Here is a 12,560-nt window from a genome sequence, read left to right as displayed (position 1 = left end):
AGCCGCTGATGCCGGTGCGGGAGGCGCTGGACTTCCTGCTGGCGGCGGCGCGTGCCGTCGACGGCGTCGAGGACGTCGACACGCTTGCCGCCAACGGCCGCGTGCTCGCTTGCGACCAGGTGTCGGGCTTGAACGTGCCGTCGGCGGACAACACGCAGATGGATGGCTATGCCGTCCGCGCGTCCGATTGCGCCAGCGGGTCGGTCACGTTGCGCATCGCCCAGCGCATCCCGGCCGGCACCGTCGGCCAGCCCCTGGAACCGGGCACCGCCGCGCGCATCTTCACGGGCGCGCTGATTCCAGAGGGTGCGGATGCCGTCGTGATGCAGGAGCAGTGCGAGGCGAACGGCGATCAGGTGACGATCAAACACGCGCCGCAGTCGGGCGAATGGATCCGCCGCGCCGGCGAGGACATCGTCGCCGGTTCCGTGATCCTGCCGGCCGGTACGCGGCTGCGCGGCCAGGAGCTGGGGTTGGCGAGTTCCGTCGGCCTCGCGCGCCTGCCCGTGCGCCGGCGCGTGCGCGTGGCCGTGTTCTTTACGGGCGACGAGCTGGCGATGCCGGGCGAGCCGCTGGCGCCGGGCGCCATCTACAATTCGAACCGTTTTACCTTGCGCGGGCTGCTGGAAAACCTCGGCTGCGAGATCAGCGACTACGGCATCGTGCCGGATTCGCTGCGGGCCACGCGCGACACGTTGCGTGCCGCGGCCGCCGAGCACGACCTGATCATCACGTCGGGCGGCGTCTCGGTCGGCGAGGAAGACCACATCAAGCCGGCCGTGGAAGCGGAAGGGCGCCTGAACATGTGGCAGATCGCCGTCAAGCCGGGCAAGCCGCTGGCATTCGGCGAAGTGAACCGTGAAGGATCAGGCGCCGCGTTCTTCCTGGGCCTCCCGGGCAATCCGGTGTCGAGCTTCATCACGTTCCTGCTGTTCGTGCGGCCGTTCCTGCTGCGCCTGCAGGGCGTCACGGGCGGCGTCGCACCGAAGGCGATCCCGCTGCGCGCGGATTTCGAGTGGACGAAGCCGGACCGCCGCAACGAATTCCTGCGCGCCCGCATCAACGATGCCGGCGGGCTGGACCTGTTCCCGAACCAGGGCTCCGGCGTGCTGACGTCGACGGTATGGGCCGACGGCCTGATCGACAACCCGCCGGGCCAGGCGATCGCGAAGGGCGACATCGTGCGCTTCATTCCGTTCGCGGCGCTGCAGTACTGAGAAATATTATGAAGATCAATCTGCGATTCTTTGCCAGCGTGCGTGAAGCCGTAGGCAGTTCGGGCGAGTCGGTCGACCTGCCCGAAGGTGTGGCCACCGTGGGCGCCGTGCGCGACTTCCTGATCGCCCGCGGCGGCACGTGGGCCGAGGCCCTCGCGCATGAGCGCGCGCTGCGCATGGCGTTCAACCATGTGATGTGCGAGCCGGGGACGCCGGTACAGGAAGGCGGGGAAGTGGCGTTCTTCCCGCCGGTCACCGGCGGATGAGTCGTCGTTCCCGCGAAAGCGGGAACCCATGCAGAGCTCTCGAAGCCGCATGCGGTTGTTCGCGAGCGAGGCAGTCGGAGGCTCAGCATGGATTCCCGCGTGCGCGGGAATGACGGTGTGCTTAGACGATCGTTTTTTCCGCCAGCGCCAGCAGCTTCGCGCAATTCGCATTGCGCTCCCCGTAGTCGCGCCACGCCGTCGCGCGTGCCAGCTCCTGCCATTTGCGCAGCGAGTCCTGGTTCAGGTCCACCGTGCGCCCGCCGGCACCCTGGAACAGCGCGGCCACGGCCGCATCGTCCTGCTGGGCCGACTTGCGCGCGAACGCTTCCAGGTCGGCGCCCACCGACAGCAGCACGGCCTGCTGGTCCTTCGGCAGGCGCTCGAAGGCGGCACGCGACATCAGCAGCGGCTCCAGCATGAACCAGTAGGTGCCGCCGCGCGCGGTCGTCACGGACTTGCTCACTTCGTCGAGGCGGAACGAGATCAGCGACGACGACGACGTCATGGCCGCGTCGAGCTGGCCCTTTTCCATCGCGCCCTTGATGTCGTTCGACGGCATCGTCACGACGGTGGCGCCGGCTTCCTTCAGGATCATGTCCATTTCTGGCGAGCCGCCGCGCACCTTCAGGCCGGCCGCGTCTTCCGGATCGACGATCGGCTTGCCGCGCGACGCCATGCCGCCCGCCTGCCAGATCCAGCTCAGCATGATCAGGCCCTTGTCGGCCAGTACGCGATTGAATTCCTTGCCGATCTCTTCGTTCTTCCAGGCATAGCCCTGTTCATACGACGTGACGAGGCCCGGCATCAGGCCGATGTTCACTTCCGGGAGGTCGGCGCCGGCGTACGACAGCGGCACCAGCGAGATGTCCAGCGCGCCCTTGGCCAGGGCGGGGATCTGCGCATCGCTCTTCATCAGGGTGGAGCGGGGGTAGATCGAGAATTTGACTTTGCCTTTGGTCCGGCGCTCCGTCTCGGCCGCGAACATGCGGCACAGGCGGTCGCGGAAATCACCTTCGGCGACACTGCCGCCGGGGAATTGATGGGAAATCTTGAGGTTCGTGGGCTGGGCCCATGCAGCGTGCAACAAGAGCGGACTGGCCGCAATTCCAACCAGCATTGTCCTACGGGTGATAACCGACATACACATCCTCCAAGATGATATTACGGACTACCTTACGAATCGTGGACGCCTCTTGACGACCGCCATGGGCGCACATCGTTCGAGCTTTTTACATTTTTTGTAGCCTATAAGAATAGGCTCAGCAGTGGCCTTGTCAAGAAAATATTGCGCCGAAAAACCATGCGGCGCAGCATAAACACAGGCTGCACAAGGGCGCCGTCAAGGGCGCAGTATCGCGCCGCAGAGTCGAGGAGGTTTGCGCCGGATCTGAAGTGCGGCGTGCTGCGGCGCCGCGAATGTTACATCCGTCGCCAGACGGCCGGCGGCGCTTTTTGACAGGGCATGCGGGGCGTGTCATGCGCCCTGCATGATGGGGCGGGGATCAGCGTGCGGGGAACGGATACGTGGCCGGGCTCACGTTGCCGTCCTTGTCGACGGCCTGCACGCCGAACAGCAGGTTGTCCTTGGACAGGTCGACGCGGTACGTCGTCACGTTGCCGACGAACTTCGATCCCTGCCACAGCGGCGCCGTCGTGTCGCGCCACACGATGCGGTAGCCGGCCAGGTCGGGTTCCGTGTTCGCCTTCCACACGAGGTCCGTGCCGTTGTCGAGGTTCGCCGTCTTCACCTTGACGTCCTGCGGCGCGGCCGGCGCCAGCGCCAGCGACGCGAGCGACGCCGCGTTCACGCGCGCGACCTGGGCCACGTAGTCCGGATCGACGTATTCGACGAGGTCGCCGATCTTCCTGCCGTTCTCCGTGCGCAGGTCCTGGTGCTGGTGGTTGAAGTCCTCGTGCGGTTCCGTGAAGCGCACGGCCGCGTAGCCGGCGTCGAGGAACGGGCTGTGGTCGCCGCCGCGCAGGTAGCGGTCGCGCCGGTAGATGATGTTCACCTTGAAGTTCGGGACATAGCGCTCGCCCGTCTCCTTGACGTGGCGCGCGAGCTGGCGCGTGATCGAGTCGTTCTCGCCGCCCGTCTGGAGGAGGGTGCGCAGCGCCGGCGTCGTCTCCTTCACTGGCGGGACGCCTTCAGCGAACAGGCGCACCTCCGCATTGTCAAGCTTGCCGTTCTCGTCGTGCGAGCTGCCGATGATGTCGTTGTTCAGCATGCCCGCGATGTTCATGCCGGCCGCTTTCGCCTTCGCCGCGTAGTCGCCGGAGCCGTACAGGCCTTGCTCTTCCGCCGCGACGGTCATGAACACGAGCGACGCGTCGAACTTGTGGCGCGACATCACGCACGCCATCTCGATGACGGCGGCGGTGCCCGACGCGTCGTCGTTCGCGCCCGGCGCGTCGGCCGTGGTGTTCATCACGTCGGTCACGCGCGAATCGTAATGGCCGCTGACGACGTAGTAGCGGTCCTTCGACGCCGGCTGCGTGCCGGGCAGCGTGGCCACCACGTTGACGATCTCCGTCGGGCGCGTGATGCGGTTGGCGACGGGGTGGACGTGGCTCTGGAACTGCACGTCCAGCTTGCCGGCGCCGCAGCGTTCCAGCTCGGCCTTGATCCAACGCCGCGCGGCGCCGATGCCGCGCGTGTTCGATGCCGTCTCGGACATCGTGTGGCGCGTGCCGAAGCTCACGAGTTTTTCGACGTAGGCGTGGATGCGCTGCGGCGAGATCTCGCGCACGATCGCGTCGACGTCGGCCTGGCGCGCGGGGAGGGTGGCGTCCGCGAGCGGCGCGGCGTTGGCGCCGGCGCCGAGCAGCAGCAGGATGGGGAGGGTGGTCTTGTGAACGGGATGCATGGGACTCCTTGGCCGCTTGGGCTTTTTGTATGATGGGCGACGTGCGGATGCGCGGGCGTCGCCGCCATGCACTCTACCCGACGGCGGCCAACCGGGAAATCTTTACAACGTCAGGTCTTGGACCAGCGCCGCAGGATGGCGAGGATGACGAGGGCGAACAATGTCGACAGCAGCGCCGTCGCCTCGCGGCCCATGCCCGCCGCGACGCCGAGAGCGGCCGTCAGCCAGATGCTGGCCGCCGTCGTGAGGCCGCGCACGTCGTTGCGGTCGCGCTGCTTGAGGATCGCGCCGGCGCCGAGGAAGCCGATGCCGGCCGTCACGCCCTGCAGCACGCGCGACAGGTCTTCCATCTTCATGCCCGCCTGCAGCGGGATCAGGACGAACAGCGCGGAGCCCAGCGACACGAGCATGTGCGTGCGCAGGCCCGCGGGCGCGCCGACGGATTCGCGTTCCCAGCCCAGCACGCCGCCCAGTACGACCGCCACCAGCAGGCGCACGACGATGCGGACAATGCTCGCGCCGTCGCCGATGTCGGTGAATTCCTCGCGTACCGTGCCCCACACGTCGTCCCAGCTCATGTCATCTCCTTCCCGCCGTCTCCTCGATATCGATGACGGTCATGATGCCAGCGCGGCCTTGACGGCGGCGCACGGACTTACAGCGTGTCGAGGAAGGTGCGGATCGCCGCGTTGACCGCCTGCGGCTGGTCGAACATCGCGAAGTGGCGCGACGGCGCGACCGTCACCACCTGCAGTTTCGGCGTGCCTTCCATCAGCGCGCGGTAGTAGTCGGCCTTGGCGGCGGGCGTGAGGCCTTGCTGGCTGCTGTCCAGGTCCAGGTAGGGCACGATCGTCAGCACCGGCGCCTGGATCGCCTTGAGGCCGGGGCGCAGGTCCACGGTCACGACGTCGGCGGCCCACGTGCCGACCGACGCCGGATCGCTGCGCGCCGTCAGCCGGGCCAGCGCATCGGCCCTGGCCATGTCCATCACACCGATCGTGCGCATATAGCCTTGCTGCTGCTGCGCGAACCGCGCCGGCGGCTGGTTGCCGGCCTGGGCGCCCATCCGCTCGGCGAATTGGGCTCGCTGCTGAGGCGTCATGTCTTCCGCGCCGGGCATCACGGGCAGGCCGTCGATGCTGACGATGCCGCCGACCGCGGACGGCTTGTCCTCGGCGACCGCCAGCGCGAGGATGCCGCCCAGGCTGTGGCCCACGATGACGGGCTTGTCGAGGCGGCGGCTCGCGATCAGTTCCCCGACGGCGGCGCGCGCGGCCGCGAACGGCGCGGGGCCGGCCGGCGGGCGGCCGTCGAAGCCGGGCAGGGTCAGGACGTAGACGGCGTGGTCGGGCGCGAAGGCGCCGATCGTGTCCTGCCACACCCAGCTGCCGCTCGCGAGGCCCGGGATCAGGATCAGCGCGCGGCCGCCGTTTCCCGCCTTGCCGTGGCGTTCGACCAGCACGCCGCCCACTTCGAAGCGCTCGGCCGGCGCGATGGTGGCGGCGTAGCGGTTGGTCTCCGGCGCCGCATCGGCGGCGCGGCTCTGGTGGCCGGCGCTCATGCACAGCGTGACGACGATGGCGGCGAACAGTGCTTTGTTGCGTACGAGGTTCATGCGGTCTCCTGGTCGGGGAAGAAGATGGTTTCGATCGGTTGTTCGAACAGTTTCGCGAGCGCGAAGGCCAGCGGCAGGCTCGGGTCGTAGCGGCCCGTCTCGATGGCGATGACGGTCTGGCGCGAGACGTCCAGCAGCTCGGCCAGGTGCGCCTGGCTCCAGCCGCGCGTCGCGCGCAGGTCGCGGATGGTGTTCTTCATGATTCGACGGCCCGGCGGGCGCGCAGCGACAGTATGGTGCTCGCGACACCCCAGCTGACGCCCATCACCATCCACACGCTGAACATCGACAGCTTCGGGAAGCCCGCCGTCTCGAGGAAGCCGTAGCTGAACGTGACCGCGCCGGTGATCCCGAACGCGAGCGCCAGGCTTTCCAGCAGACGCATGCGCTGGTATTCGTCGATGCGGGCCACGTGGCGGGCGATAGCACGGATCATCAGGCAGAAACCGATCATCGGCGACAGCAAGGCGGCTGTGCGCAGCACCCCGTCGTCCAGCGGCCGGCCGTACCGGATCGACGCGAGCAGCAGCACGACATACACGGCGATGGCCGTCAACAGATCGCTGCGGTAGGCCCGGCCGACACGTTTCTCATGCATCACACACCTCCTCATGTAAAGTATGCTTTACATCGTAGGACGGGTTTGCGACCATGTCAAGCTTCCTTTACATCCTTTTTTGGCCCCCGTTCGACTACAATGCACGCCTCCGCGTTTTCTCGTTTTCCTCCCGCGACCGCCATGTCCTTGCCAACCGAAACCCGTCCCCATCGCGCCATCGTCATCGGCGGCGGCCCCGCCGGCCTGATGGCGGCCGAGGTGCTGTCCGCGGGCGGCGTGCGCGTGGACCTGTACGATGCGATGCCGTCCGTCGGCCGCAAGTTCCTCCTGGCCGGCAAGGGCGGCATGAACATCACGCATTCGGAACCCCATGATGCCTTCGTCGGCCGCTACGGCGCCCGCGCCGACGCGGTGAGGCCGTGGGTGGACGCGTTCCCGCCGGCGCAGTTGCGCGAATGGATCCACGGCCTCGGCGTCGCCACGTTCGTGGGGACGTCCGGCCGCGTGTTCCCGACCGACATGAAGGCCGCGCCGCTGCTGCGGGCGTGGCTGCACCGGCTGCGCGAAGCGGGCGTCGTGTTCCACATGCGCCACCGCTGGACGGGATGGCGCGATGGCGCCCTGGTGTTCGACACGCCCGACGGCACGACGACCGTGCACACGACGGGCGCCGCGACCGTGCTGGCGCTGGGCGGCGCGAGCTGGGCGCGGCTTGGGGCCGATGGTGCGTGGGTGCCGTTGCTGGCTGCGCGCGGCGTGGACGTGGCGCCCCTCGTGCCGGCCAATTGCGGCTTCGACGCCGACTGGTCGACACACTTCGCGCAGCGTCACGCGGGCGCGCCGCTGACGACCGTCGCGCTGGCGCTGGCGGGCGGCCCGTTCCGCAAGGGCCAGTTCGTCGTCACCGCGACCGGCATCGAGGGCAGCCTCGTGTACGCGCTGTCGGCGGGCATCCGCGACCGCATCGCGCAGGCCGGCCAGGCGACCGTGCTGCTGGACCTGCTGCCCGACCACGACCCGCGGCGCGTGCTGGACGAGGTGAGCCGGCCGCGCGGCACGCGCTCGATGTCCAGCCATCTGCAGAGCCGTCTCGGCATCAAGGGCGTGAAATCGGGGCTGCTGCACGAATGCCTGGGCAAGGCCGACTACGCGGACCCCGTCAAGGTGGCGCGGGCGCTGAAGGCGTTGCCGCTCGTGCTGAAACGTCCGCGCCCGATCGATGAAGCGATCAGCAGCGCGGGCGGCGTGCGTTTCGACGCGCTCGACGGCGCCATGCTGCGCGGGCTGCCGGGCGTGTTCGTGGCGGGCGAGATGGTCGACTGGGAAGCGCCGACGGGCGGCTATCTGTTGACGGCCTGCTTCGGCAGCGGGCGCGCGGCCGGGCGCGCGGCGCTGGAGTGGCTCGGGTCGCGCGCCGGCGCGACGCTGGGGACATGATGGCCGGGTCGGGTCTGGCCCGGACGTTCGGGCTCTACTTTGCCACCGCGATCGCGGAACTGGTCGGCTGCTATCTGCCGCTGCTCTGGTGGACGGGCAAGGGCGGCGTCTGGCTGCTTGCGCCCGCGGCGCTGAGCCTCGTCATGTTCGTGTGGTTGCTGACGCTGCATCCCGCCGCGGCCGGCCGGGTCTACGCGATGTATGGTGCGGTGTACATCGCCACCGCGCTCGGATGGCTGTGGCTCGTCGATGGCCTGCGGCCGACGTGGACGGATATTGCGGGCGTCGCCCTGGCCTTGTGCGGCGCGGCGGTGATCGCGCTGGGGCAGCGCGCGGCGTGATCCCCGGGGCGCGCTGCCGCCGGCAGCCGTCAATCCTTGTCGTCGAAGCTGACCGTCGCGCTGCCGTTGCGGCTGACGGAGCGTTCGTCCGGATTGCCGAAGACGCGCGCGTCGCCGCTGCCGGTCAGGTCCGCATGCAGGCGCTTGCGGGCATACACGGCGCTGTCGCCGGAACCCTGCTGCGCCAGGTCGACCTCGTCGGCGCGCAGGTGCCGCGCATCCAGGTCGCCGGACCCGCGCAGCTCCGCGTGCAGCGCGCGCGTCGAACCGACGAGCGTGAGGCGGCCGCTGCCGATGACGGCGGCATCCACCGTGTCGCTCGTGCCGCCCGTCAGTTCCATGTCTCCGCTGCCGTGGATCGCCGCCATGATCTCGCGGTAGCGGCCGTTGAAGCGCATGCGGCCGGAACCGTCGAGCGCGACGTCGAGATGGTCGCCTGCGAAGCCGCTCACGGTGTGTTCGCCGTTGCCGTTGATGCTGAGGGATTCCAGCGACGGCAGGGTGACCGTCACCTCGATCGGCGTCCGGTGGCGCAGCAGGATGCCGCGCGGGCCGATGTGCAGCATGTCGCCGTCGACGGTCGTGTCGATGTTGGCCAGCAGGCGCTGCTCGCCCCGGACTTCCAGCGATGGCGTCGGGCCCTGGCGCAGCGTGAGGTTGACGGGGCCGGACAGGTCGACCTTGGCAACCGGCTGGGCTAGCGTGCGGCGCTCGGTGGTGAGCAGGCGGCTGCCCGGGTTCGATGGGCCGTTCGTACCGTGGGCGCGCAGCATGCTGTACGAGACGCCGATCAGCAGGAAGGCGATGAGGAGCAGGGTGAAGCCCACTTTGAGTAATGCGCGCATGGTGGCTCAGCTCCCCTTGAGCAGGGAACGGTTCATCTGGAGGTAGCGCTTCAGGCCGATGAAGGTATAGCGCGTGATCACGAGGGACAGCAGGAACAGCGCGATCCCGCCCAGCACGAGGCCGAAGCCGAACAGCGTCTGCGTCGTGCGCGATTCCGCGTCCATCTCCGTGCTGATGCGCACCGTGCTGTCCGCGAGCGCCTCGGCGCTGCGCATGGCGCGCGAGCGTTCGAGACGGCTGCTCCGGTCGGCCTCGGCGTCCGGGTCGGCGGGCGGCAGCGGGTCCGCGACCTGCGGGCGTTCCTGCGTGACGTTGATGCCGTGGCTGCCGATCTCGATGCGCATCTGGCGCCCGCGCCCGTCGTCGTCGATGGTGACGAAGCGGCTCGGCCAGTCCAGTACGAGTTCGTTGGCGCCGGCCAGGCCGCTCGCGGTCGTCGCGACGCCGGCGAGGTAGAACGTCAGCGCGCACACGTACAGGGCGAACAGCAGCGCGGAGTAGACCATCGCGGGCACGATCATGAACAGGTTGAAGATGGCCAGGCCGACGGCGGACACCGCGACGCGCAGCACGTTGGCCGGGTTCCGCTTCTCGGTGAATTCATTCGCCGGGTTCTTCTTCCCCGTGAACGCGTTCAGGTGGACGCTCGCGCGCAGGGTCATGGCGATCTTCGTCGGATCGTCGAGCTCGCGCGCCACGTCCGGCTCGCCCCGTCCGGCAGCGACGCCGTCGACGAAGCGCTGCTCGTAATAGGCCAGTGTCCTGGCCTGGACGTCGGGTGGCAGGCCCAGCATGGCCCGCTTGAGCGCCTCGAGGTATTCCAGTTTGCCCATCGTTGCTCCTGACAGGGCGGTATTAATTTCGGCCAAGCAATAGCATGGCGTTCAGTGCCGGATCGGGGGCCCCGCCCGCGTGCACCAGGGCGATCGTCGCGGCCGCCACGACGGCCAGCAGGGCAAGGGTACGTACGCCGAGATGGATGTTCATTTGCATTTCCGCTAACACTCGTTTCGATGTTGCTACTGTACGGATCCGGGACGGCGTGCGCCACCGGGGTGCGACAGGCTGCGGAAAATGCGGGGCAGGGTGCGATCAGGCGGGATGACCGGCTGCCCCAGCTCGTCGTTCCCGCGCAGGCGGGAACCCGATTTCGTCGGCCCTGGACGCAGAACCTGGATCCCCGCCTGCGCGGGGATGACGGTCTCGAGGCTGCGGGCGACTGGCCGCTCATCGTCCGACTCCTGTCATGACATTGGCTGCGGCCATCCCGCTGCGCACCGCCGCCTCCAGCGTGGCGGGATAGTCGCAGGCCGTGTAGTCGCCCGCCAGCGCGAGGCCGGGCAAGTCCGTGGCGTTGGCCGGGCGGTCCAGCGCGGGGGAGCACGCGAACGTGGCGCGCTTCTCCGTGATCACGCGGCTCCACTGCGGCGTCGCAAGCCCCGGCTGCGCGAATGCAGCGGCCAGTTGGGCGGCGACGCTGGCCGCCAGTGCGTCCTGGCCGATGTCTGCGGCCGGATCCGCGCCGCTGATCACGACGGCCAACAGACCGTCCTGGCCGGGATCGAGCTGGCCGCGGTCGAACACGAACTGGCCCCACCGGTTGTCATGCGGCGCATCGGCCAGCGCGCAGAACGGCAGCGGCAGGCGGACCCCGGCCGCGTATTGCAGGTACACAGTGGCGATCGGTTCATAGGCCAGCGCATCGAGTCGGGAGACGATGCCGGCGGTGCCGTCGAGAGGCCGCAGCAGTGCCGCCGCCTGCCACGGTGGGGCCGCCAGCACGACGGCGTCGAACGTCTGCACGTCGGCGCCCGCGTGCACGCTCCACGTGCCGCCGTCGGGGCCCAGCGCATCGATGCGGCGGCCCGTGTGCACGGCGGCGCCGCGGCTTTCCAGGTAGCGGCGCGCCGCTTGCGGGAACAGGGCGTCCAGCAGCACGCGCGGGATCAGCATGTCGGACGCGGCCCGCTTTGCGCCCAGGCTGTCGCGCAGCACGGCCAGGAACACCTGGGCGGACGCGCGTTCGGGCGGCGTGTTCAGCGCCGCGAGGCACAGCGGGCGCCACATCAGGCGATTCAGGCGTTCGGTCTGGTCGTAGCGGACCAGGAGTTCCGCCACGCTGCAATCGTTGTGCAACTGCCAGCCCATCCAGCGCGCGGTCGTCGTGAAGCGGGCGAGGGCCAGCTTGTCGGCGCGGTCCAGGCCACGGGCGCGCAGCAGCGCGACGAGCATGTGCAGGGGCGCGGGCAGGCGCGGGGTGACGAAGTCCATGCCGTCGCCGCCCGCCGGGTAGCGCATCTGCAGCGGCAGCCGCAACAACGCCTGTTTCGGGTCGACGCCCACGCGGCGCATCAGGCGCAACGTATCCGCATAGGCGCCCAGCATGATGTGCTGGCCGTTGTCGAGCAGGCGCCCGTTCGTCTCGATCGCGCGGGCGCGGCCGCCCAGCGTGCGTGCGGCTTCGAACAGGGTCACGCCGCAGCCCGCTTCCAGCAACGCGACGGCCGCCGCGCATCCCGCCCAGCCGCCGCCGACGACCGCGACCTGCCGTTTCTCAACCGCGGACATACGTCTTCCACGCGAGCCACAGCTTGCGCAGCGGCGTCAGGGAGATCTTCTGGGTGAGGACGTGGAAACCGTCGCGCTCGATCTCGTCGAGCAGCGTGCGGTAGATGGCGGCCATCATGAGGCCGGGGCGCTGCGCGCGCCGGTCTTCCTGCGGCAGCAGCGCGAACGCGTCGTCGTACAGCTGTTGCGCGCGGGCGGCCTGGAATGTCATCAGCGCTTCGAACTTCTCGCTGTGGCGCGCGTTCAGCAGGTCGGCCGCCGTCACGCCAAACTGCTGCAGTTCGTTGACCGGCAGGTAGATGCGGCCCTTGCGCGCATCCTCGCCCACGTCGCGGATGATGTTCGTGAGCTGGAACGCGAGGCCCAGCGTCTCCGCGTACTTCAAGGTCTGCGGATTGGTCACGCCGAAGATGCTGGCCGACAGGATCCCGACGACGCCCGCCACGTGCCAGCAGTATTTCTTCAGGTTCGGGTAGTCGAGGTAGCGCGACTGGTCGAGGTCCATTTCCATGCCGTCGATGATGGCCTGCAGGTGTTCCTGTTTCAGGTCGTACGGCTGGATGTGCGGCTTCAGCGCCAGCATCACGGGATGCGTGGGCGTGCCCGAATACATCTGCGCGACCTCGTTGCGCCACCATGCCAGCTTGATGCGCGCGACCGACTGGTCGGTGGCTTCGTCGACCGTGTCGTCGACTTCCCGGCAGAACGCGTACAGCGCCGTGATCGCCCGGCGCCGCTCGGGCGGCAGGAACAGGAAGCTGTAGTAGAAGCTGGAGCCGCTTTGCGCGGTCTTTTGTTGGCAGTATTCGTCGGGGGACATAATTAGGTTGTTATTGCGCGGAGC

At 68.8% G+C, this 12,560-nt stretch carries 15 protein-coding genes; 4 read left to right on the top strand and 11 right to left on the bottom strand.

The window, feature by feature from the left end:
* The first annotated feature begins 8 nt into the window (after nucleotides 1-8).
* Nucleotides 9-1,217 carry a molybdopterin molybdotransferase MoeA gene (locus ACEN9G_RS29450; RefSeq protein WP_413338079.1) on the top strand — a complete coding sequence of 403 codons (1,209 nt, stop codon included), beginning with the start codon at nucleotides 9-11 and terminating at the stop codon, nucleotides 1,215-1,217.
* 8 nt (nucleotides 1,218-1,225) lie between these two features.
* Nucleotides 1,226-1,483 carry a molybdopterin converting factor subunit 1 gene (gene moaD, locus ACEN9G_RS29445; RefSeq protein ID WP_413338063.1) on the top strand — a complete coding sequence of 86 codons (258 nt, stop codon included), beginning with the start codon at nucleotides 1,226-1,228 and terminating at the stop codon, nucleotides 1,481-1,483.
* 121 nt (nucleotides 1,484-1,604) lie between these two features.
* On the opposite strand, the gene dctP is transcribed toward moaD, so the two are convergent.
* From dctP to ACEN9G_RS29415, 6 genes are all read right to left on the bottom strand, one after another.
* Nucleotides 1,605-2,624 carry a TRAP transporter substrate-binding protein DctP gene (dctP, locus tag ACEN9G_RS29440; protein ID WP_413338061.1) on the bottom strand — a complete coding sequence of 340 codons (1,020 nt, stop codon included), beginning with the start codon at nucleotides 2,622-2,624 and terminating at the stop codon, nucleotides 1,605-1,607.
* 361 nt (nucleotides 2,625-2,985) lie between these two features.
* The gene (locus tag ACEN9G_RS29435) at nucleotides 2,986-4,350 is read right to left on the bottom strand and encodes a M28 family peptidase (protein WP_413338059.1); all 1,365 of its coding nucleotides are present in this window, start codon (nucleotides 4,348-4,350) and stop codon (nucleotides 2,986-2,988) included.
* Between the two features lie 110 nt (nucleotides 4,351-4,460).
* The gene (locus ACEN9G_RS29430; RefSeq protein WP_056129476.1) at nucleotides 4,461-4,928 is read right to left on the bottom strand and encodes an MgtC/SapB family protein; all 468 of its coding nucleotides are present in this window, start codon (nucleotides 4,926-4,928) and stop codon (nucleotides 4,461-4,463) included.
* A 77-nt stretch (nucleotides 4,929-5,005) separates the two neighbouring features.
* On the bottom strand, nucleotides 5,006-5,965 hold the full coding sequence (locus ACEN9G_RS29425) for an alpha/beta fold hydrolase (RefSeq protein ID WP_483127408.1): 960 nt from the start codon (nucleotides 5,963-5,965) through the stop codon (nucleotides 5,006-5,008).
* Nucleotides 5,962-6,165, bottom strand: coding sequence for a helix-turn-helix transcriptional regulator (locus ACEN9G_RS29420; RefSeq protein ID WP_413346028.1), 204 nt, complete (start codon nucleotides 6,163-6,165; stop codon nucleotides 5,962-5,964). The genes ACEN9G_RS29425 and ACEN9G_RS29420 overlap by 4 nt, the downstream gene beginning before the upstream one ends.
* Nucleotides 6,162-6,563: a hypothetical protein gene (locus tag ACEN9G_RS29415; RefSeq protein ID WP_413346030.1), complete on the bottom strand. Its 402-nt coding sequence runs from the start codon at nucleotides 6,561-6,563 to the stop codon at nucleotides 6,162-6,164. Before ACEN9G_RS29415 ends, ACEN9G_RS29420 begins: the two co-directional genes overlap by 4 nt.
* A 141-nt stretch (nucleotides 6,564-6,704) precedes the next feature.
* Between ACEN9G_RS29415 and ACEN9G_RS29410 the strand changes: the two genes are divergently transcribed.
* Nucleotides 6,705-7,961 carry a TIGR03862 family flavoprotein gene (locus ACEN9G_RS29410; RefSeq protein WP_483127407.1) on the top strand — a complete coding sequence of 419 codons (1,257 nt, stop codon included), beginning with the start codon at nucleotides 6,705-6,707 and terminating at the stop codon, nucleotides 7,959-7,961.
* Nucleotides 7,958-8,302 carry a YnfA family protein gene (locus ACEN9G_RS29405; protein WP_413388535.1) on the top strand — a complete coding sequence of 115 codons (345 nt, stop codon included), beginning with the start codon at nucleotides 7,958-7,960 and terminating at the stop codon, nucleotides 8,300-8,302. Before ACEN9G_RS29410 ends, ACEN9G_RS29405 begins: the two co-directional genes overlap by 4 nt.
* A gap of 29 nt (nucleotides 8,303-8,331) precedes the next feature.
* Here ACEN9G_RS29405 and ACEN9G_RS29400 read toward each other — a convergent pair whose 3' ends face one another.
* From ACEN9G_RS29400 to hpnD, 5 genes are all read right to left on the bottom strand, one after another.
* Nucleotides 8,332-9,147, bottom strand: a complete 816-nt coding sequence (locus tag ACEN9G_RS29400) for a head GIN domain-containing protein (protein WP_483127406.1) — start codon at nucleotides 9,145-9,147, stop codon at nucleotides 8,332-8,334.
* Between the two features lie 6 nt (nucleotides 9,148-9,153).
* The gene (locus ACEN9G_RS29395) at nucleotides 9,154-9,981 is read right to left on the bottom strand and encodes a DUF1700 domain-containing protein (protein ID WP_413339132.1); all 828 of its coding nucleotides are present in this window, start codon (nucleotides 9,979-9,981) and stop codon (nucleotides 9,154-9,156) included.
* A 22-nt stretch (nucleotides 9,982-10,003) separates the two neighbouring features.
* The gene (locus ACEN9G_RS29390) at nucleotides 10,004-10,135 is read right to left on the bottom strand and encodes a hypothetical protein (protein ID WP_413339134.1); all 132 of its coding nucleotides are present in this window, start codon (nucleotides 10,133-10,135) and stop codon (nucleotides 10,004-10,006) included.
* Between the two features lie 240 nt (nucleotides 10,136-10,375).
* Nucleotides 10,376-11,716, bottom strand: a complete 1,341-nt coding sequence (gene hpnE / locus ACEN9G_RS29385; RefSeq protein WP_483127405.1) for a hydroxysqualene dehydroxylase HpnE — start codon at nucleotides 11,714-11,716, stop codon at nucleotides 10,376-10,378.
* Entirely contained in the window at nucleotides 11,703-12,536 is an 834-nt protein-coding gene (hpnD, locus tag ACEN9G_RS29380) for a presqualene diphosphate synthase HpnD (protein ID WP_413339138.1), read from the bottom strand. Before hpnD ends, hpnE begins: the two co-directional genes overlap by 14 nt.
* Nucleotides 12,537-12,560: the final 24 nt, after the last annotated feature.

The organism is Massilia sp. Masssp94 (assembly GCF_059491305.1).
The sequence above is the reverse complement of the archived record's forward strand: the minus strand, read 5'-3'. Positions and strand labels throughout refer to the sequence as shown.